Source organism: Paraniabella aurantiaca (assembly GCF_050309965.1).
In the GTDB taxonomy this organism is placed as follows: domain Bacteria; phylum Bacteroidota; class Bacteroidia; order Chitinophagales; family Chitinophagaceae; genus Niabella.
This window is the reverse complement of sequence record NZ_JBLOSY010000001.1, coordinates 1,108,746-1,130,046: the sequence shown is the minus strand read 5'-3', so window position 1 is coordinate 1,130,046 and position 21,301 is coordinate 1,108,746. Positions and strand designations below refer to the sequence as shown.

Sequence of the window (21,301 nt, the reverse complement as noted above, 5' to 3'; positions counted from 1 at the left end):
GCAGATACCAGCTGCAAATTGTAAAAAAGAAGATTATCTATGGCGATTTCAGATAGAGATTATGATTCACGACTGTCTTTCGGAACCAAAATTAATCCTTTAGTGGTTCTGATAGGTATTGCCATGATCATTTTTGTGGTACTCACTTTTTTCAGGGGACTGACTTATTTAAGACTTCCTGAAGGGGGGGATGTAACCGGGGTATTCAATGAAAAGGTATTATGCTGGTTCGCGCTCTCTGGCGATATTTCAAAGGCATTGGTAAAACCCTGGACGATTTTAACCTACTCTTTCGTTCATACCAATATCTGGCAGTTGTTTGCCAGTATGATATGGCTGTGGAGTTTTGGATATATTTTGGTAGATCTAACCGGTTTTAAAAAGATTGTTCCTGTGTTTTTATACGGAACAATAGCCGGAGCTGTAGCTTTCCTGGTAGCCAAAAGCTTTCTCCCTGTTTCTGTTATAGGTACAGATTACTTTATGGGTGGAGGTCCGGCGGTATTAGCTATATGTGCAGCAGCTACTACTATTAGTCCTAATTACAAGATATTCCCCATGTTGGGCGGAGGCATTTCGCTTTGGATACTGTCTGTTATCTATTTAGCTATTGACATGGGAACACTTCCCGTTAATAGCCCGGAGGTTTATATAGCTCATTTGGCTGGAGCATTAATGGGGTTTTTATTTATTCTTTTACTAAGAAAGGGTTTCGACGGCAGCGAATGGATGAATAACTTATATGACTGGGCTTTTAATCTGTTCAACCCGGAGAAGCCTCAACAGCGCAGAAATCAGGTTAAATCGACACTTTTTTACAATGCAACTAAAGCTCCGTTTTCAAAAACGCCCAAGCTCACCCAACAAAAACTGGATGAAATTTTAGATAAAATCAATCAAAAAGGATATGATAAATTATCTGAAGATGAAAAGGAGTTTTTAAAAAGAGCCAGTAATGAAGATTTAAAAGGAAAGCAAAATTTATAGATTCCCCGGTAAATTCTACTTTTACTTGTCTATCTTCCGGTTGCAAACTACATCATGGGACTTTTTGCAAGAATAAGCAATCGGGTACTGTTTGTCATAAATAGTATAATCGTCCTGGCCTTTTTATTGGCTTGCATCAACCCGTATATCAACCCCGAAGAAGCTCCATTGCTGTCTCTGATCAGCCTTGCTTTCCCCTTTTTACTTTTATTTGTCATCGTTTTTTTGATATGGTGGATTTTTGTAAGAAAGAAATGGGCACTGTTATCGGGCATAGCGCTGTTGCTGGGAGGCGGGGAAATCACCAGCTTCTTCGCGGTAAACATATTCAGCTCTTTTAATGAGAAAAAGGAAAAAGACCATGTGCGGGTTGCCACCTGGAACGTTGCCCGTTTTATTGAAATGGTGAAAAATAACAACATGGGGAGTCAAACCCGGTATAAGATGCTCAAACAGATTGCCCAGGTAAATGCAGATATTTTATGTTTCCAGGAGTTTTCATCATCTGTAAAGCAGGATTGGTATAATAATATCGTGGCAGTTGGAAAGGGATTAAACTATCCATATCATTATTTTTCTCATGAAAAGGATGGTGATAGCCTGTTCAATGGCAGCGTGATATTTAGCCGGTTTCCGATTGTTGATACAGGAATGGTGCGTTTCCCACGCCCTACTTTACCTGAAGCGCTGGTATTTGCGGATATAAAAATGGGTAAAAAGCTGCTTAGGGTGTATACCACCCATTTGCAGTCTAACCAGTTCAGGAAGGAAGATCTTTCTAAAATACAGGAGTTAAAAGGGATCAAAGGCAATGTTTGGGGTAATGCCCGCTATATATTATCTAAATTAAGTGTGGCTATTACCCATCGTAGTATACAGGCTGATATGATCAGTAGCATCATTAGTAATAGCCCGCATCCTGTTATTTTTTGCGGCGATCTGAACGATGTCCCCAATTCCTACACCTATAAAACGATAAGGGGCGACATGCAGGATGCCTTTCTGCAGAAAAGTTTTGGGGTGGGCCGCACCTATTCTTCCTTGTCTCCCACACTCAGGATCGACTATATTCTTACTGATAAAAATTTTGGCGTAGAACAATGTAAGCGCATCACCACTAAATCATCTGACCATTATATGGTAGTGGCTGACCTTAAACTTAAATAGATTAAAACCTCCGGTTCGTCGAAAAAAAAGCTTAACTGGTCGAAAATCATCGTTTTACGAAAGAGCCCTGATTTACTTTTAGACTGCAATAGTAAATAGGCTCGTATGAAAACTTCTGTATTTCTCTTACTGGTTTTGTTTTTCGGAGGACTAAGGGTTGAGGGACAAACCACAACTTTTCCATCACCCGGACAGCAGAATTGTACGTCGACCAATACACAGCTAGCAGCGGTTGTGGCACCTGATGGAGTGACTATCAAACCTTTTTTACGGCTGGATGCCACCTGCCTCGACGCGAATCTCGCAACATTTTCAATTAATAGCCCGGCATCTTTCAGAAGGCCGACATTTTGTTACAATAACGGATATTTTCCTTCTACATCAGGATACCCGCTTGCAATTGCGCGCAACTCTACTGCTAATAACGGTAATTGTGATTTTGGCCGGTCAAATGTGGTAGCCGATTTTTCTACAGCCACAATCAGGCCTAAAGGGCTTACGTTTACGGTGAATGATGTAGATAACCCGTATGATTCAATCGAAGTAAGAATATATAACGCGGGAACCCTGGTGCCTTACACGTTTACATTTGGAGATCCCAATACCGCCACATCATTTGCCTGGTCTGGTAATACATCAGGTTCGGGAACCGTAGTTCAATTTAATGGTGGCGCAAATGGCGTTTGGGGAGAATCTAATGGCTGGAGTTTCCTGTCTGGTACACAAAATCAAAGTAATGCCCAGGGAACCATTTATTTCGTTGCAGATCCCACGGTTTCCGTAGACAGTGTGGTGGTAACGCATATTATCAGGAATAACAGGCCGGATATTAATGCTGCAATTTCTATTGGTGATTTTAAGTGGACTGCCAATCAGGTGCTTCCTGTTGCATTTGGTGAAATTGATGCAATATGGAGTGTTGGAAAACTTACTGTAAACTGGCAAACACTTTCTGAAACGAATAACGACCATTTTGAGGTACAGGCGTCGGCCGATGGCCAACATTTTAAAACTATTGGCGCTGTTCAATCGAAAGCTGAAAGAGGTACTTCTGATCAGGTAATTACCTACCGGTTTTCTAATGCGAACGAGGTTCATTATGCTGCGGTTGCTTTCAGTTTGGTGGCTTTCTGCCTGCTGTTGTTCATGTGTGTCCGGAAAAACAAGTGGGTCTTAGGCTGTGGTATTGTGCTAATGGTGGCTATTGCGGGCGCATCTTGTAGCAAATCTTCTGAAACAGTAAATCCGGGTGCGAAAGATCTGTATATTAGGATACTGCAGGTAGATAAAGACGGCAAGCAAACTAATTCGAAAATAATTAAAGCAATAAATCCCTAGAGACTTACCAATATCTAATCTAAACGTACCGGGGCTTCAATCCCGGTTTTTTATTGCCTTAGATATCCGTTATTTTTGCAATCTTTAGAAATTTCAGAAGAAATGAGTGAGTTAAAAGTATATAATTCGTTATCAAGGCAAAAAGAGGTATTTGAGCCGGTAACCCCGGGATATGTGGGTATGTATGTGTGCGGACCCACGGTGAGTGGTGAAAGTCACTTAGGGCATGCGAGGCCTTATGTTACATTTGATGTGTTGTATCGTTATTTAACTCATTTGGGATATAAGGTTCGTTATGTGCGTAATATTACCGATGCGGGCCATTTTGAAGAAGAAGGACGCCAGGCAGAGGATAAAATATCCAGTAAGGCTGTATTGGAGAAACTGGAACCAATGGAGCTGGTGCAGAAATACACCAACCTGTTTCATTGGGCTATGCTGCAGTTCAATAATATTCCTCCATCAATCGAGCCTACTGCGACCGGGCATATCGTAGAGCAAATTGAAATGATTAAAAAGCTGATTGACGAGGGGTATGCTTACGAGAGAAATGGTTCAGTGTATTTTGATGTAAAGAAATACGCTGCCAATTACGATTACGGAAAGTTAAGTGGCAGAAAAATAGAGGATCTGCTGGAAAATACACGTGAACTGGAAGGGCAGGGTGAAAAAAATAATCAGGCTGATTTTGCACTTTGGAAGGCTGCGCCACCACAGCATATTATGCGCTGGCAAAGTCCCTGGGGTGAGGGTTTTCCCGGTTGGCATATAGAGTGCTCGGCGATGGCTACCAAGTATTTAGGGAAACAGTTTGATATACATGGAGGAGGAATGGATTTGCAATTTCCCCACCATGAAAGTGAGATCGCTCAAAGTACTATCTGCAATAATACCGCACCTGTTAAGTATTGGATGCATAACAATATGATCACTATCAACGGGCGGAAGATGGGAAAAAGCTACAATAACGTAATAAAGCTTACAGAGTTGTTAAGCGGTGATCATCCTTTACTAAGCCAGGCATTTCATCCCATGGTGGTAAGGTTCTTTATTTTACAGAGTCAGTATCGCAGCACACTGGACTTTAGCAATGAAGCATTACAGGCATCCGAAAAAGGATTGAAAAGGTTATGGGAAGCATACGAAAACCTGATCAGGCTTCAATTACGGAGCAGCGAATTAGGTGCGGAAGCAGGTGATAAAGAACTGGATCAGAAAGTGAGTAAGCTGGTAGATGAGTTTGATGAGTTTATGAATGATGATATCAACACTGCTAAAGTGTTAGCGAATATGTTTGAACTGGCTCCCATTATCAATGGTATCAAAGACAAAGCGGTAAATATAACTGCCTTGTCTATCGACACTTTTAATAAGCTGCAGATTCAGTTTAAGGTTTACCTGGAAGATATCTTTGGACTAAAAGGTGTATCGGCTGCTGATAACGAAAAGCTTAAAGATGTAATGCAGGTGCTTATTGACATACGCCGGGAAGCGCGTGGCAGGAAGGACTTTGTGACATCAGATTCTATACGTAATCAATTGGCCCGAATAGGTATTACCCTTAAAGACGAAAAAGACGGAACAGTGAACTGGAATGTTGAATAGGTTACTTGAGTTTCATCTGGGCAAAATAGGGATGTTCAGGGTTCACAATAAGTTCCCGACGGTAGGGGTGAATTACCACATCCATATCTTCCAGTGGAATGGAGCCTAAAAGCATCTCGCTATCGCCAGGTAATACCATTGCATCTACTACACATCTCCTGTTTCTAAACCTTACTTCAATGGGTCCTGCAACGTCATATTCAACTATGCTTCCGTCAGCAAGCTGACCTTTTCTTTTTTCAACAATGTTCAGCTGCAATTGCTCCTGAACACTTTGATTAATACACATATAAACGCTGCCGGTATCTACCAGCATGTTTACTGCCATGCGTTTTATTTCGTCTTCTCCAATAACATGGCGTCTTGCCAATGCCAGATCATCACCATTGATCAATTCTATTTCTGCATAAATAATGCCCATAGGTTTTTCATTTAATCAAATTTAACGCTTTAAACTGAAAATTTAAAAGTTGAAAAACTGTTACATTTGCCACCCTGTGTACAAGCTCTGGGCAACTATAAAAAAGGACTGGCGTATTCTTACGCGTGATAAGGTAGGGCTTACCCTGATGTTTGTAATGCCCATTGTTCTGGCCATAGTAATTACTACTGTGCAAAACAGTACGTTTGAGCTGGTGAATGATAAAAAAGTACCGCTGCTGCTTTTGAATAAAGATGAAGGTGCTGCCGGCAAGGAGTTGGAGGCTACGCTGGAAAAAGGGGGTATGTTCACCATTAAAAAATTGTCTGCCGGGGAGGATGAGGCGGTTTTAAAACAGCGTTTGCAGGATAAAGACGCTTTATTGGGACTGGTAATACCTAAGCAATATACTACTGATGTAATGTCAAAATCGGAGCACGTGGCGGGACAGGCCCTACAATCTGTGGCAGTAAGCGCCGGCGATTCCGCTGGTTCAAAACCACAGGCTTCAAGTTCTGTGGTATTATTTTATCATCCTGTGTTGCAGGCTTCTTTCAGGCAGGGAATAGACGGGGCACTGAATAGTGTTTTGCAGATTGTACAAAGCAAATATATTGTCAGGCAGTTGTACAGTGCCATTAACGATTCAGCAGCTATGCCCACCGATCTGGAACAACAGATATTGACCAATCAAACACCTATACAGCAATTATCTGTATCAAAGGATGGAGGGCATGTTATTGTAAATGCCACCCAGCATAATATACCGGCATGGACGGTATTTGCTATGTTCTTTATTGTTATATCATTAGGAGCCAGTATTGTAAGGGAAAAGAACAGCGGTAGTTTTATGCGGCTGAAAACCATGCCCACTTCTATTATGCTGGCAATGATATCAAAGCAGATAGCTTACGTGATCATAACTGTTATACAGGCCCTGGTTATTTTCTCTATAGGCAAATGGGTATTCCCGCTTATCGGTTTACCCGGCCTGGACTTTCCACATGATAAAGGGAGCCTTTTACTGGTGATTATTTTATGTGGCTGGTGTGCGGCCAGCTTTGCTATTATGATCGGTGTATTTGCCAAAACCCAGGAGCAAAGCAATGGCATAGGGGCGGTGACTATTGTTTTGTTTGCAGCTGTTGGCGGACTGCTGGTGCCCGCATTTGCTATGCCCCAGTCCATGCAGGGGTTAATGCGTATATCACCTTTGCATTGGTGTTTGGAAGCTTTTTATGGTTTGTTTTTAGAGGGTGGACAACTAAAGGATATTATTACCATATTAATCCCCACGATAGTGATGATTCTCCTGTTTCAGTTAATTGCACATTGGGGATTGAAAAGGCAGGGGCTGGTGTAGGTTAAGCAGATACAGTTGGCAGATGATAGTTGGCTGTTGACTGGAATATCAGGTATTCGATTGCACGCCTAATTTGATATTATCCACACTTTATTTGTTGAATATTTTTGTCTATCATCTGCCATCTGTATACTGTCATCTCTATATCGTCCACTGATCGTGCACCACACCTACCAGGTAATACTTGCCACCTATTTCCTTAAACACTAACCGTACTGATTTCCAATCGATACCTCCGTTCTTTTTCGATCCCGAAAAGTGACTTTCGGTAAAGTCGCTGCCTTCGTATTTCGACTTCAAATTATTTATTGAATTGCCTGTTTCAATGAAATTATTGATATCATACTTTTCAGGAGCAACAAAATTGGCGTCATATACAAACCTTTTAAAATACTCTGCGGCTGTTAGGCTGATCGGGTCTCCGCTGCCATCAAAGCTTCCCCAATTGATCTTTTTATTTTTGTTGGAAGTAACCAATGCGTTGAATTCTTCGCGGGAAAATTTTTTATCGTCGGCTGAAACGGTTGCATAGGGCGAAAAACGAACTCCCTCTTCAGGATGTATCAACGAGTCCAGCTTTGTGTATTGCTTGTCTTTAAAGATGGTCAACACTTCTTTGGTAAGGCTGGTCAAAACAGAATCCTTGCTGAGCCTGATCCGCGCTGAGTCAACTTGTGGATTGGTTATTAAGGTGTCAGCACGCTCTCCCTTATTGTAAGTGGTTGAATCATCAGTTGGCTGGTCACTGCCTTTTTTACCACAGCCGTTTTTGCAGCTTGTTATTAATACGCTGCCAAGCATCAAAAACACAAAAAATTTCTTCATTGCAATAAGGTTTTCTTTGGGATAAAGGTAAAGCGCAATAAACTAGGATAGTTATAATAAAGGCTTAAAACTAAAAAGGAAGATCATCCTTTGAATCATCGTAATGGATGTCCGGAGGCATATCATCTGCATAGCTGCTGTTGCCGCCACCTGCTGTAGCTCCCGCCACTTCTACTTTCCAGGCTTTCACATCTGTATACCATCTGCCGTTATACTCCCTGCTTTCCACATCGAAAGATATGTTAAGGGTATTGCCAATCTGGAGGGCTTTTTCGTTGATCTTATCGCCCCAGATAGAAATGCACACTTTTTTAGGGTACTGTCCGCCTGTTTCAACAATAATGTCCTGTTTTTTCCATTCTCCATTCTTACCCTGACCTTTTTGCAGGGGTAACATCTGTACTAATTTCGCTGTTAAATCCATAAAATATTTATTGACACAAAGATAAAGGCATTAACAATAGCTGGCAGATTTCGTGGAGTATTTCATAGCGCTTCGCACTATTTTTGTAAAAATTGATTATTGTTATGCGCATCCCAATCATCTCAGCTTTAGCCTGCTTTTTGTTTATCGGGTCTGTAAAAGCACAGGAAGACCTGGCTTATCAAAAACCATCAGCGTCCATTCTGGCTCTTACCGACTACGAGCCAGCTCCTACAGTATCGATGGATACTAAAAAAAACTATATGCTGTTGTCGTACAGGAGCGTGTACAAAACACTGGATGATCTGAACCAGGATGAAATGAGATTGGCAGGTTTAAGGATCAACCCCATTACCAATATATCATCGACGGTAACTTACAGCAATAATTTGAAGATCAGGAAAATAAAAGATATAAAAGCTGAACCCACCCAGGTAGCCGGTTTGCCTGCTAACCCCAGGATAACTTATATATCCTGGAGCCCCGATGATTCAAAAATTGCATTTACCAATACCACTCCCACCGGGGTGGAGCTTTGGGTAATAGATGTAGCTACTGCAACTGCAACGAAGCTTACCGACGCCAATCTTAATGCGAATATGGGTGTGCCGTTTACCTGGTACAAAGACAATAAAACACTGCTGGTGAGGATGATACCGGCCAACAGACCCGCTTTGATCGATTCGAAAAAAGATCTTCCCAAAGGGCCTATTGTTTCTGTAGCTGAGGGTAAGGTTTCACAAAACAGAACCTACCAGGATCTTTTAAAGAATAAAACCGACGAGCAGAACTTTGAAACACTGGTTAGTGCTGAATTGTACAATGTAAGTATCACGGGCGATAAGAAACTGTATAAGGGCGCCGATATTTATGATAACCAATCTATCTCTCCGGATGGCAACTATATCATGTTAACTACCATTAAGAAGCCATTCTCTTATATCGTTCCGTTAAGCCGGTTTCCGCAGGCTGCTGTTGTTTATGACCTGCAGGGAAAGGAAGTAAAAACAGTAAACGAAAAGCCGTTGGTAGAGATCATGCCTAAAGGATTTGGTGCTGTAGTTACGGGCAAGAGAAGCCTCTCCTGGCGTGCTGATCAACCAGCGTCTTTATATTTTGTAGAAGCATTAGATAAAGGCGATCCGGCTAACAAAGTGGAGTACAGGGATGAGCTTTTTACCTGGGAAGCGCCTTTTACTGCGGCTCCCGTATCTGTTGCTAAAACAAAGCAGCGTTATGGAGGTGTAATTTGGGGCAATGCTTCAACTGCGGTATTGATGGATAGCTGGTACGACACCCGTAATCAGAAAACTTACCTGGTCAATCCTTCAGCGCCTGGCAGTCAGCCTCAATTGGTTTTTGATCGTAACTACCAGGATATTTATAGCGATCCCGGCAGTTTTGAAACAAAAGAAAACGAATACGGTAGAAACGTGCTGGCTATAGAAGGAGATAACCTGTTTTTAGTTGGAAAGGGATTCACCAAAGAAGGACAGTTCCCCTTTATCGACGAATTTAACCTGAAAAACTTAAAAACAAAAAGGTTATACCAAAGTACTGCTAAAGATAAAATGGAAACCATCTATTCTATAGAAGACTTTAAAAACGGGGTTGCTTTGGTACAGGTACAGTCTTCTAACGAATATCCCAATTATTATTTCCGCAATTACAAAAAGAAAATAGCTCCTATACAGATCACTTTTAATAAAAACCCGTTTGAAGCCATTGCCAATGTGCACAAAGAAGTGATACATTACAAACGTGCCGATGGGGTAGACCTTTCCGGAACCTTATACCTGCCGGCAGGATACGATAAAACGAAAAAAGAAAAGTTGCCATTGTTAATATGGGCTTATCCGCAAGAGTTTAAGGACAAAAACAGTGCGGGTCAAAGCGATAAGAATCCCAATGAATTTACATTCCCTTATTATGGATCCTTTGTATATTGGGTAACCAAGGGTTATGCAGTTCTGGATGATGCTTCATTCCCGATAATCGGTGAAGGAACGAAAGAGCCGAACGATAATTTTATTGAACAACTGGTTGCAAATGGTCGTGCGGCTATTGATGCAGTAGATAAACTGGGATATATTGATCGTAATAAAGTGGCAGTAGGAGGCCATTCTTACGGAGCATTTATGACTGCGAACCTCCTTACACATTCCAACGATTATGCCTGTGGCATTGCACGTAGCGGCGCTTATAACAGAACGCTTACACCTTTTGGATTCCAGAGCGAGCAACGTAATTACTGGGATGTGCCGGAGATTTACAATACGATGTCGCCCTTTATGAACGCACAAAAAATCAAAAAGCCTATTTTGCTGATTCATGGAGAGGCCGATAATAATCCTGGCACATTTACATTGCAAACAGAACGTTACTTCCAGGCCATTAAAGGATTGGGTGGCCAGGCCAGGATGGTTATATTGCCCAAGGAAAGCCATGGGTATGCAGCCAAGGAAAATATATTGCATACCCTTTGGGAGCAGGAGCAATTTTTAGATAAGTACCTGAAAGGAAAATAAAGGCGATTAATTAATAACCAGGAAGAAGTGCCAGCCCATATTTCGGTTGGCACTTCTTTTTATTGATTCACTACGGTAATAGTTTTGCTGTATTCTTTTTTACCGTCCCTGTCAATCTGGGCAATACGCAGGAAAATTTTAGTGCTGACCAATTCAGGCCGGCTGCTACTTTTTGAACAACCCCAAAGCGTGGCGGTTCCTGCAATGAGTATTATTAAGAATGGCTTTCTGTTTTTTGCATCGATCAAAAAGCATAGCAGGAATAAATAAATTAAAACCGGTAAAAACATTACCTGCGTAGCTTCTATAATATATTCGTAGTGCAATGGCAGGTCTGAGTTACCGCTTAACGCTAATGATTGTATGGTAGTCAATTTTTTAAAATGCTTCCCGTCAGCAGATACTTCAATATCGAAATAATCATTGTTTGTTTCGGTTAGTGTACTCCATTTTACGACTAACTGTTGGTTTTGTATAGTTGCTGCTATATGCCCGAAACGAACAGGTAATACACTTTCATTTTCAAAAGCGCCCATGTCTATGCGGGTTCCTGCTATGCGGTTCATGGTTGCTAAATCCAGTTCGCCTGACTGTACAGCATACCCGGTCTGATTGGTTTGAGGATCTCCCGCATTAATGCAGGGGCTGGCTGGCTGTAATTTATATTCTGCTGTAAAAAGAGGAGTTGAATTGATATTACCGGTACCGCTAAACCCTCCCTGGATATTAGAGAAGGTAATATGTAGTGGCGTGTTGAGGCTGCTAATGGCGTGTGTATTATTCCAGAAAATACTGTTTTGTATGGAAAAACTATTGGTGTTACTGAAAATTGTGCTGCCGTTGGCATTAGTGTAGGGATGATATATATAGGCATTGTCGGCAATGGTGCAATTGGTTACCGAAATAACATTGGCTTGCGCCCATATAGCAAATCCTGCAAAAGCAGCGTTGTTGTAAAAAATACTGTTCTGTATAAAAGCGCTGCCATTAGTAAGAAGTACGCCTCCGCCGTTGCCGCTGGTTCTGTTGTCAAAAAAACGGCAGTTACTAATATTAATAACTCCGTCGCTGCAAAGCAATCCGCCCGCACCTGTACCCCGCCCGCCGGTAACACTTAACTTGTCAATAACCTTTATTCCCGCTCCCGTCCATCTTAGTACCGAGCTGCCATTTCCCCTTAAAATAGTGGGAGCGGTATTGGGACTACGTTCCTGTAAAGCGCTTTCGTTACCAGAAAATCCTCCATAGATATTTAAAGGTTTGGTCAGGTTAAACCATTGATTGTTGCCGGGCTGGTAGGTTCCTGCTGCGATCCATATCGTATCGTTATTAGCTGCAGCATCTATTACAGCCTGCAGGTTATTGGCTGCATTAGCCCAGCTACTTCCATCAGCTAAACCGGAGGCTGAGGGCTTTATATACCGGGTATTTTGCGCCCTGGTAGAGAAAACAGAACCGGTTAAAAAAAGTAGAAGAGCAGCTTTGATGAAAAAACATATTGATTGATCCAAGAGCGGTTTCTTTTTCATACCATTACATTTATTGTTCCGATACCCTGAGAATTTTACTATGGGATTTTTTACCATCTTTATCAACTTGTACAATTCGTAAGAATAAGTTGTTACTGTTGCCTGATAACTGATCCTGCTTGGAGCAGCTCCAGAATATTACGCCGGCAATGAGGAGTACGGACGCCGGTCCTGTTTTATGTCTTTGCCTGCCAATGGGACACAGAAATAAGAATGCGAAAGCCGCTGCTCCTAAAATGGAGATCAGTTGGGATATACTTGTACTATACTGGTAGGTCAATGGCGTATTGGCGCTTCCTCCTGTTGCTTTTGACGCTACAGTAGCGATGTTTGTAAACTGTTTTCCATCGTCCGATATGTCAATGTCAAAATGATCGTTATAAATTTCCGATTCGGTAGTCCAGGCAACCAACAGCTGGCCGTTTCTGATAGCCGCTGATATGGCTCCAAACAGTACCGGCAGTGCAGTAGAATTGCTTTCATAGGCACCTATATCAATAGATGTTTGGGCAATACGGTGATTTCCTTCCAGGTCTCCGTTACCATAAATGCTATTATTGTAAAAAGTTCCATTGCCTGAGTTGATGGCCGGGCTTCCGGGTTGCAGGCTAAAGTCGCCTGAGGCGGGATTGGTAAATGCGGGGTTGGTTGTTATGATATTGGAACCTGTTATAGTGCCCTGACGCGTAGCATTGAGGATGGAATTCTCAATATTTATGGTCGGACTACCATTGCTTACTGCTATTATATTGGCTGTGCTGTTATCCGTCCATAATATGGAGTTGTAAATATTGTTGGCTACGGGATTGTTCAAATCCAGCGCACTGCTTCCCGGATTGTATACGGTAGCATTAACGAACGTAAGGGTTGACTGGATATTGTAAAAAGGAATGTAGTTGTTATTGGCGTAAGCCAGGCTGTTAACAATGGTTGTATTGCCTCCATTTCTAACGGATACAGCGGTACCCTTGTAGGTTCCGGCAAAACTCGTAGACGGTCCTATTGTATTATTGATAAATGTGGTATTATTTACCCTTAGAGTTCCCTGACCAAAAGTGTTAATGCCCGCACCCACTCCGCCATTGGCGCCGCCTTGCGAGTAATTATCTACCGCGTTACCGAAGAAGGAGCATTTCTCAACAGCTACTGAAAATACACCCGGAACGCCGTACCCCGCTGCATCGAGTTGCATTATATCAATTGCTGCTCCCGAATAGCCGGCATAGTTGTTTTGAAAAGTACATTTTTCTATAGTGAGTGCGTTGCTGCCTGCAGATATGCCATAGTAAGTTAAGGCTCCGCTGGAAAAGGCGCGGTTGTCTGCAAAAATGCAGTTGCGGATCAACGGTGTAATATTGATGGAGTTGAAATTGCATGAAATGAATATAGAAGAGCCGGTATACCGGGGGTATAATGAATTAAATACACTGCCAGCGTTAGCATTCCCTTCCGAAAACGTGAAGCCGTCAACGACCAGCGAGTTGTCAATAGGTTGTGGGCTGGAGGGATTCAGCTCAATCACCATAATGTGATAGCTATTATCGCTATTGGAAGTCGTTGAGCCAATATTGCCACTTAGAATAGTTGGATGGACAACGGCATTTCGTTGCGTTAAATCAGTTTCGGTGCCCGCAAACCCACCATATACCTGTAAGTTATTTCGCCTGATGTTAAAAAAATCATCACGGTTATTGGTAGTGGAAGGGTAATAAGTCCCTTTTGCTACCCATATTTGGGTAATGGCGGTATTAGCATGGGCTGCGGTTAGCGCCGTTGTTAGGTTTTGATAAGCGTTTTGCCACGAACTGCCATCGTTGCTTCCGGTAGCAGCATGGTTTACATAAATGGTTTGAGAGAACAGGAGTGGGGCATAAAAGGTTAATACAAGCAAAAAAAATAAAAGCTTTTTCATGATTGAGTCAATTTTGAAAGGGCTAGAGCAGCCGATGATCTTCTGGCGATTTATTTCGCTGGTGCTAAAGGTGAAGCTTTGCAATTGGGTCTCCAAAATGACGAAAGGATGAAATGCGGACAGAGGGCGGACAAAATCCGGACAATCGTTATTTATTGTAAATCAAGTATCTAAAAATTTATATAAAGTAACAAAATGGAGGAGATGCTTATTTTAGGGCTTTGATGGGCGATCTTATTAATTAATTGGATAGGGATATGCTTCATTTCCGGAGGCCGTAAACCGGCTTACATTTCTTATTTAAAGAAGACGGTTAGTTGGAGCGGATCCTGTATTCGAAATAGTACCATACGGCCAACACCAATAGCAAACCGATAAAAATGATGATCAGCATGTTTATAATGTGCCTGCGTTGTTTCATACTTGCAAATATGACTTTTAAGGAAGCCTGCGCCAAAATTCGTGGCGGACAATTTCGGGACAATCACTAAGTAGTGACGAAGAGGGCTAGCTCCTGGTAGCTAAGGTTTTTACGTGATCTTCCAGGCTTTCATCTGCCGCCAGCTTTAAAATAGTTCTCAGGCGTCTTTTACTACGGGCAACACTTTCTTTACCAATACCCAGTGCGTTGGCAATTTGATAATTATTAAGCTGTAGAAAAATAAGCGCTGCAAGTCGCTCCATTGCCGGAGTGAGCCCTTCACATCGTTCCCTGAGTTGTTGAAAGAACACAGGATAGGCCTTTGAAAACTCCTGCCGGAAATTTTCCCAACCTGCTTCCGTTAGGAGTGGCTCCGCCAGTAGCTTGTCTGTTACTTCATGGGTTAGGTCCTTTGACTGATCGAGTTGTATCCGAAGCGAATCGATTAAATTGTTTTTATCAATAAGATGGCGGGTAAAGACAGCGATTCTATCCCTTGCATCTGCTACCTGTTGCTCGGCCCGTGCATGCCGCTCCCTTGCTTCCCTGAGCCTGGTTTGATCACGGGTTCTCTTTTTATTGTATAAAAGCAGCACAATGATGATGAGCAGCAAAATAGTTACCAGAATAGCATTTCGAAGGCCCTTTTCGCGGCTAACGGAAGCTTGTGCAAGAATTAGGGAATGTTGCAAATTGTCGAATGCAATTTGTGCTTTAACAACACTCAGCTCGCTTTTTTTCAATTCTTCCCCTTCCCGTTGTTTATACTGGTTTTCCAGCTCATAATAATAAAAAGCACTGTCGATATTTCTTTGAATGCGGTAGATATTAGCAAGCAGGGCTGCTGAGCTGATTAATTCAGTGTTTAGTTTATGCTCTTTAGCCGCGGCCAGCGCTTCGGCGGCGAAAGAGGCTGCCATGTTGTATTTTTTTTGTTTAAAGTAGAAGGTAGATAGTGCATTTTGTGCAATGGCAATATTGAGCCAATCTCCACATTCCCGGCTAACTTGCAGGTAGGTATTTAATAAAGGGGCTGCCGCATCAAAATTGCCCTCGCCGGTATAGGTGCGACCTATATTGCCCTTTGATATTCCAGTCCATAACTTAATAAACCATGGGTCTGTATCGTTCGATACCGATGCTATAATATGGTTATAGTACCAGCGGGCGCTGTCCGGTTTATTTAAATTGCGATAGGAGGCGCCAATTATATCAAGCTGGAAAATATATACCCTTGGGTCGCGGTGAACGCTGTCTAAATTCCAGGTTTTAAGTCCCTCCTTGCCATATGCGATACATTGAGCATAATTACTTTGGCCGAATAAAACGGCGCTAATGCCAAAAAAACGGTTGTGCACGTAAGGAAAATACGAAAAACCTATGCTGCGTTGTATTTCAACAGCTTTCAGGTTGTAAAGCAAATGGGTTTCATCCGATGGCGGTAAATCAGCCCTGATACTATAGAGTTCGGCATTTAATTGGGGGTCGTTAAGGGGGTAGGCGATTTTGATGATGCTGTCAACAACACTATAATATTTAGATGCCAGTCCGTGCTCTCTTGCCGCCATTATTTCAAACATCATTAAACGAACGCCCAGCCTGCGATCCGGGTGCCTGTCCAGGTAATGATGCAGCTGGCTGATATCATTCCAGTAACGTTTTTTAGCAGCGGGGTCATATTTGGTAAGCCGAAGAGAGTCGAAAAATACCTGAGAGGCATAGCTTTGATCTCTCCCGGTCTTTTTCCAGGCTTCGATATATGGACTGATAGTCTTAGGTTGTGCCAAAACAACCATCTGACAGAGAAATAATACAGTGCATACAGTCAATTTTAATCGCATGGGCATGTACTGTAAAAATAATCGTTTAGCGGTAGATGCACTTGCTGTTCACCGTGTTATTTATAGCAAAGGGGTTCCGGAAATAACAACGGCCTCGTAGCTGGCGGGGTATTGCAGGAAACTAAAAATCTTTATTTGGATCAGATACCTTCGAAACCTGCGGAAGCTATCACCCACTCTGAAAATAATTCCATTACTTTTGCGGTCTGATACAATATGTCTACACAGCTTTTTATAACACCCGAGGGTTTACAACAGTCAGATGAAAAGCCTTCTTATAGTCCGGGTCCTGTATTGAAAGGACTCGCTAATTTCCTTTCCTATCTGTTTCACCCGGTGTTTGTTCCGATGTATGTAATCGCTTTCCTGTTATTTGTAGAGCCCTTTTTATTTGTAGGTGCTTCCGGACCAGAAAAAGTATTAACCCTGGGCAGGGCATTTATCAACTACACTTTTTTCCCTTTGATAAGTGTGCTTCTTTTAAAAGGCCTTAATCTGATCAGTTCTATCAAACTAAAAGAAAGAAAAGACCGGATCATACCGTTTATCATTTGTAATATCTGGTATTTCTGGATCTGGTATGTGTGGAGAGGGTTACCGGGTGTACCTCATTACCTCATTGTATTTGCATTGGGTGTTTTCCTGGCTTCTTCAATGGGGCTTTTATCTAATATTTATTTAAAGATAAGCATGCATGGCATCGGCCTGGGCACTGCAACCACCTTTCTTTGTCTGCTTACTTTTGATCCGTCATCTACTAATATTACCATCTACCTCGCATTGGCTATGTTAATTACCGGTTTGGTAGGTACATCCCGCTTATTATTATCAGCGCACACACCACGTGAGTATTACATGGGCCTTGGCGTAGGTGCACTTGCCGTTATGATCGCTAATTGGGTGGCTTGATGATTCTTTTTAATATATATTGAGGAGTTGTTTTGTTTGCGGTATTTCACCAAAGTAGGAATTGTCTTTCTTATCGTTTTAAATATTATATGAGCGGTAATTTGTAGCTACCTGTTTTTTACTAGCTTCGTCCGACTAACAGGCGACCTGGTCTTTTATATTTTTATTTTAATTCTTAACAAAATCAGATGAAGAAAATCAACATTGGCCTTTTGCTGCTGGCAGGCGCATTGCCCGCTATGGCGCAAAAGGTAAAGTTTACAGAATTCGATTTGAGCAATGGCATGCGCGTGGTATTGCATGAAGATCATACAGCTCCGGTGGTCGTTACTTCGGTAATGTACCATGTGGGTAGCAAAGATGAAGTGCCCGGGCATACCGGAATGGCGCACTTTTTTGAGCACCTGTTGTTTGAAGGATCTAAAAACATCAAGAAAGGCCAGTTTATGAAGATCGTTTCACAAAACGGGGGTCAAAACAACGCCAATACCAGCCAGGATCGTACCTACTATTTTGAGGCATTTCCGAGCAATCAGCTCGAAACAGGCCTTTGGCTGGAAAGTGAAAGATTAATGCATCCCGTGATTAACGAGGATGGCGTTAAAACGCAGAACGAGGTGGTAAAAGAAGAAAAAAGATTGCGCATCGATAACCAGCCCTATGGTAACCTGATCGCTTCTGTCTTTAATAAGCTGTTTACCAAACATCCGTATCATTGGCCAATTATAGGAAGTATGGCCGATCTGGACAATACCAAGCTGCCCGACTTTTTAGCGTTTAACAAAAAATATTACGCTCCTAATAACGCAGTATTGGTGGTTGCGGGAGATATCGATCCGGTTAAAACAAAAAAACTGGTAGAAGCCTATTTCGGACCCATTCCCAAAGGTCCTGCCATTGAAAGAGTAAATATTAAAGAAGACCCTATTACGAAACAAATTGTTGACACGGCTTACGATGCCAATATCCAGATCCCTGCGATAGTAGCTGCTTACCGTACAATAGGTATGAAGGAGCGTGATGCGATTGTGCTGGACATGGCTTCACAAATATTAAGCGGAGGAGCAAGCAGCCGTATGTATAAAAAAATGGTAGATCAAAAGAAAAATGCGGTAGCAGTGCAGGCATTTAATTACACGCTGGAAGATTATGGCGCTTACATGACCTTTGCCATACCTAATGGTAACCAGAGCCTGGATCAACTGCTGGCTGATATGGATGAGGAAGTAGCTAAACTGCAAACTTCTCTTATTTCTGAGGCGGAGTTTACCAAATTACAAAACCAGGCAGAAAATGATTTCGTAAGCGGCAACAACACCATGATGGGGATTGCGGAGAGCCTGGCCAGTGGATACACATTTCACGGCAATACCAATTATCTGAATACAGAATTAGATCTGATTAAATCGATAACCCGCCAGGATATCCAGGATGTGGCTAAAAAATACCTGAACAAAGATCAGCGCGTGGTACTTTATTATTTGCCTTCAAAAAAAGAAGAAGCTGTTAAATAATAGGTCCCACTAATCTAAATGTATTTTAAAAAACTTGCGTAAGCAATAAATGATAAGTTATGAAAAGAGTTTTTATAGCATCTGCTGCATTGTTCTTTTGCACTGCGGTATTTGCACAAACAATAGACAGAAGCAAAAAGCCAAAGGAAGGGCCTGCTCCTGTCATTAAAATTGCTGATCCGGCTAAATTTGTTTTACCTAACGGCATGACCGTGCTGGTGGTAGAAAATCATAAGCTACCTAAAATAACAGCAAGCCTTTCTACCAATCGTGGTGATATTGTAGAGGGAAATAAAGCGGGTGTTATAGGTTTAATGGGCGATATGCTGAACGAGGGTACTAAAAGTCTCTCCAAAGAAGCATTTGACGAAAAAGTAGAAGTGATGGGCGCTTCTGTTTCATTAAACTCAGGCGGTGGATATGTGTCCGCCTTAAACCGTTATTTTGAACCGAGTTTGATGTTAATGGCTGATGCGTTAAGAAACCCGGCTTTCGAAAAAGAAAATTTCGATAAACTGAAATCACAGGCGGTAACTAACCTGAAATCCCAGGAAAAAAATGCCAAGTCTATTTCTGCAAGAGTGGTAAATGCTATCTCCTATGGGAAAAGTACAGCAAGGGGCGAGTTTCAAACCATTCAAACAACAGAAGCGGTTACACTTGATGATGTTAAAGCTGCCTACCAGAAGTACCTGAGCCCAGCCAGCAGTATTTTAACTTTTGTAGGCGATATCACGCCTGCCCAGGCGAAGGAATATGCTACCAGGGCATTCGGCAGCTGGACCGGTAAGAAAATTGAGATCGCGAAAAGTACACCTGTAGCTAATCCTGCGAAAACGGAGATCGACCTGATTGATGTGCCTTCTGCGGTGCAGAGCGAAATTTCTGTAGCCAACCTGATTAATAATCCTTATAGCAATCCCGATCACCATGCATTGGTTTTAGCTAATCATATTTTGGGTGGCGGGGCCGAAAGCAAATTGTTCATGAACCTTCGTGAAAAGCATGGTTTTACTTACGGTAGTTACAGCAACCTTCCTTCAGATCGTTACCAAACCATGTTCAAGGCGGGTGCTTCAGTGCGTAATGATAAAGTAGACAGTGCTGTTGCTGAGATCATCAGGGAGATCAACAATATGAGAGAAGGAAAGATCACAGCAGAAGAATTGGCTACCGCCAAAGCAGTATATAATGGTGTGTTTGCTATGCGTATGGAAAATCCACAGACCACTGCCAACTATGCCACTACTATTTTAATCAACGGACTGCCTAACGACTTTTACAGAACCTACCTGCAAAAGATCAATGCAGTAAGTGTGGCAGATATTAAGCGTGTAGCACAAAAATACCTGAACAGTGCAGATACCCGCATCGTTGTAGTAGGTAAAGCTTCGGTAGTTAAAGACGGTTTAAGCAAGCTGGGCTACCCGGTTAAATTGTATGATACCTATGCATCTCCTGTATCAGAAGCTGCTACGGCTCCATCAGCCGGTGTTGATAAAAACGTTACGGCTCAAACCGTAATCGATAAGTATATTGCTGCTATTGGAGGAAAAGAAGCGTTGGGAAAAATAACTTCTATGAGCGCTGATATTACAATGAATATAAGTGGCCAGTCGCTGGGCGGCGTTATGAAAAATGCAGCGCCCAATAAGTCATTGATGCAATTATCAATGGGCGGTATGACCGTTATGAAAAAAGTATTTAATGGTAAAACGGGTTACCAGGAGCAAATGGGACAAAAGAAAGAGCTAGGTGCTGATGAAATAGCTGCTGCCGGAGATACCAAAGGCCTATTTCCACAGCTATATTATAACACAGATGGTTTTAAGTTAAGCGCTCCGGTTATTGAAAAGGTAAATGGAGAAGATGCCTATAAAATTGTAGTAACCAAACCCAGCGGTAAAACAGAAACGGAGTACTATTCGGCAAAGACCGGTTTGCTTGTTAAACATGAATCGAAGATCAAGGCTGGTGGACAGGAGCTAGAGCAAACCATGGAGTTCGGTAACTATACAACAGTAGGTGGTATCCAGTTGCCCGGCTCAATGAGCCAGTCGATCATGGGACAGACTTTCGAGTTGACCCTAAAAAACTACAAGTTGAATGAGGGTGTTGCGGATAAAGATTTTGAGTAGTTTTAAATAAAATATTAGCAACAGATATAAAGGCGCATCCGAACTGGTGCGCCTTTATTGTATATGGGGAAAAGCATAATTTGTAATATTGTTACAATGCATTTATCTTATGACGCGTAATAACAAACCGGCATCAATTTTATTGAAATGCATCCGGCTGGTTTGTGAGACACAAACCTTAGCATAGCTCTGGCCAGTGTCTTCACTGGCTGGAAGGGGAGAGGTATTTTGAAGCACTAAGAGACAAGTATAGAGTTGTGCTTAATTTATATGACAATATATAAAAAAGCTAAAAAATCTTTTTGCCCCGTGCCAATACTGGCAGCACCCATCATGGGATGAGATATGTTGGCTCAAAACTTTTTAGCTCTGCAAAGGT

At 42.1% G+C, this 21,301-nt stretch carries 15 protein-coding genes; 9 read left to right on the top strand and 6 right to left on the bottom strand.

Going from position 1 to position 21,301, the window contains the following annotated elements; translation table 11 throughout:
- Positions 1–39 precede the first annotated feature (39 nt).
- From ACLOAU_RS04940 to cysS, 4 genes are all read left to right on the top strand, one after another.
- Positions 40–987 carry a rhomboid family intramembrane serine protease gene (locus ACLOAU_RS04940; protein ID WP_427860739.1) on the top strand — a complete coding sequence of 316 codons (948 nt, stop codon included), beginning with the start codon at positions 40–42 and terminating at the stop codon, positions 985–987.
- Positions 988–1,041: 54 nt separating this feature from the next.
- Entirely contained in the window at positions 1,042–2,154 is a 1,113-nt protein-coding gene (locus ACLOAU_RS04935; protein WP_427860738.1) for an endonuclease/exonuclease/phosphatase family protein, read from the top strand.
- Between the two features lie 105 nt (positions 2,155–2,259).
- Positions 2,260–3,492 (top strand): hypothetical protein, encoded by a 1,233-nt coding sequence (locus tag ACLOAU_RS04930; protein ID WP_427860737.1) that lies wholly within the window; start codon positions 2,260–2,262, stop codon positions 3,490–3,492.
- A gap of 102 nt (positions 3,493–3,594) precedes the next feature.
- Positions 3,595–5,097, top strand: a complete 1,503-nt coding sequence (gene cysS, locus ACLOAU_RS04925) for a cysteine--tRNA ligase (protein ID WP_427860736.1) — start codon at positions 3,595–3,597, stop codon at positions 5,095–5,097.
- Position 5,098: 1 nt separating this feature from the next.
- Here cysS and ACLOAU_RS04920 read toward each other — a convergent pair whose 3' ends face one another.
- Positions 5,099–5,518: a clan AA aspartic protease gene (locus tag ACLOAU_RS04920; RefSeq protein WP_427860735.1), complete on the bottom strand. Its 420-nt coding sequence runs from the start codon at positions 5,516–5,518 to the stop codon at positions 5,099–5,101.
- Positions 5,519–5,567: 49 nt separating this feature from the next.
- On the opposite strand from ACLOAU_RS04920, the gene ACLOAU_RS04915 reads away from it, so the two are divergent.
- Complete coding sequence (locus ACLOAU_RS04915) at positions 5,568–6,881, top strand: ABC transporter permease (protein WP_427860734.1); 1,314 nt, start codon at positions 5,568–5,570, stop codon at positions 6,879–6,881.
- Between the two features lie 141 nt (positions 6,882–7,022).
- On the opposite strand, the gene ACLOAU_RS04910 is transcribed toward ACLOAU_RS04915, so the two are convergent.
- Together ACLOAU_RS04910 and ACLOAU_RS04905 are read right to left on the bottom strand one after the other, a co-directional pair.
- Positions 7,023–7,706, bottom strand: coding sequence for a hypothetical protein (locus ACLOAU_RS04910; protein WP_427860733.1), 684 nt, complete (start codon positions 7,704–7,706; stop codon positions 7,023–7,025).
- A 70-nt stretch (positions 7,707–7,776) separates the two neighbouring features.
- Entirely contained in the window at positions 7,777–8,130 is a 354-nt protein-coding gene (locus tag ACLOAU_RS04905) for a DUF3127 domain-containing protein (protein ID WP_427860732.1), read from the bottom strand.
- A gap of 104 nt (positions 8,131–8,234) precedes the next feature.
- Between ACLOAU_RS04905 and ACLOAU_RS04900 the strand changes: the two genes are divergently transcribed.
- Positions 8,235–10,658: an alpha/beta hydrolase family protein gene (locus tag ACLOAU_RS04900; RefSeq protein WP_427860731.1), complete on the top strand. Its 2,424-nt coding sequence runs from the start codon at positions 8,235–8,237 to the stop codon at positions 10,656–10,658.
- A 59-nt stretch (positions 10,659–10,717) separates the two neighbouring features.
- On the opposite strand, the gene ACLOAU_RS04895 is transcribed toward ACLOAU_RS04900, so the two are convergent.
- The 3 genes from ACLOAU_RS04895 to ACLOAU_RS04885 form a co-directional block, all read right to left on the bottom strand.
- On the bottom strand, positions 10,718–12,187 hold the full coding sequence (locus ACLOAU_RS04895) for a choice-of-anchor Q domain-containing protein (protein WP_427860730.1): 1,470 nt from the start codon (positions 12,185–12,187) through the stop codon (positions 10,718–10,720).
- Positions 12,188–12,197: 10 nt separating this feature from the next.
- On the bottom strand, positions 12,198–14,099 hold the full coding sequence (locus ACLOAU_RS04890) for a choice-of-anchor Q domain-containing protein (RefSeq protein ID WP_427860729.1): 1,902 nt from the start codon (positions 14,097–14,099) through the stop codon (positions 12,198–12,200).
- 507 nt (positions 14,100–14,606) lie between these two features.
- Positions 14,607–16,316: a helix-turn-helix transcriptional regulator gene (locus ACLOAU_RS04885; RefSeq protein WP_427860728.1), complete on the bottom strand. Its 1,710-nt coding sequence runs from the start codon at positions 16,314–16,316 to the stop codon at positions 14,607–14,609.
- 261 nt (positions 16,317–16,577) lie between these two features.
- Here ACLOAU_RS04885 and ACLOAU_RS04880 point away from each other — a divergent pair, with 261 nt between their 5' ends.
- The 3 genes from ACLOAU_RS04880 (at position 16,578) to ACLOAU_RS04870 (ending at position 20,922) form a co-directional block, all read left to right on the top strand.
- Positions 16,578–17,270 (top strand): hypothetical protein, encoded by a 693-nt coding sequence (locus ACLOAU_RS04880; protein WP_427860727.1) that lies wholly within the window; start codon positions 16,578–16,580, stop codon positions 17,268–17,270.
- Between the two features lie 188 nt (positions 17,271–17,458).
- The gene (locus ACLOAU_RS04875; protein ID WP_427860726.1) at positions 17,459–18,784 is read left to right on the top strand and encodes a M16 family metallopeptidase; all 1,326 of its coding nucleotides are present in this window, start codon (positions 17,459–17,461) and stop codon (positions 18,782–18,784) included.
- A gap of 59 nt (positions 18,785–18,843) precedes the next feature.
- A complete protein-coding gene (locus ACLOAU_RS04870; RefSeq protein WP_427860725.1) occupies positions 18,844–20,922 on the top strand; it encodes an insulinase family protein in 2,079 nt (692 codons plus the stop codon).
- Positions 20,923–21,301 lie beyond the last annotated feature (379 nt).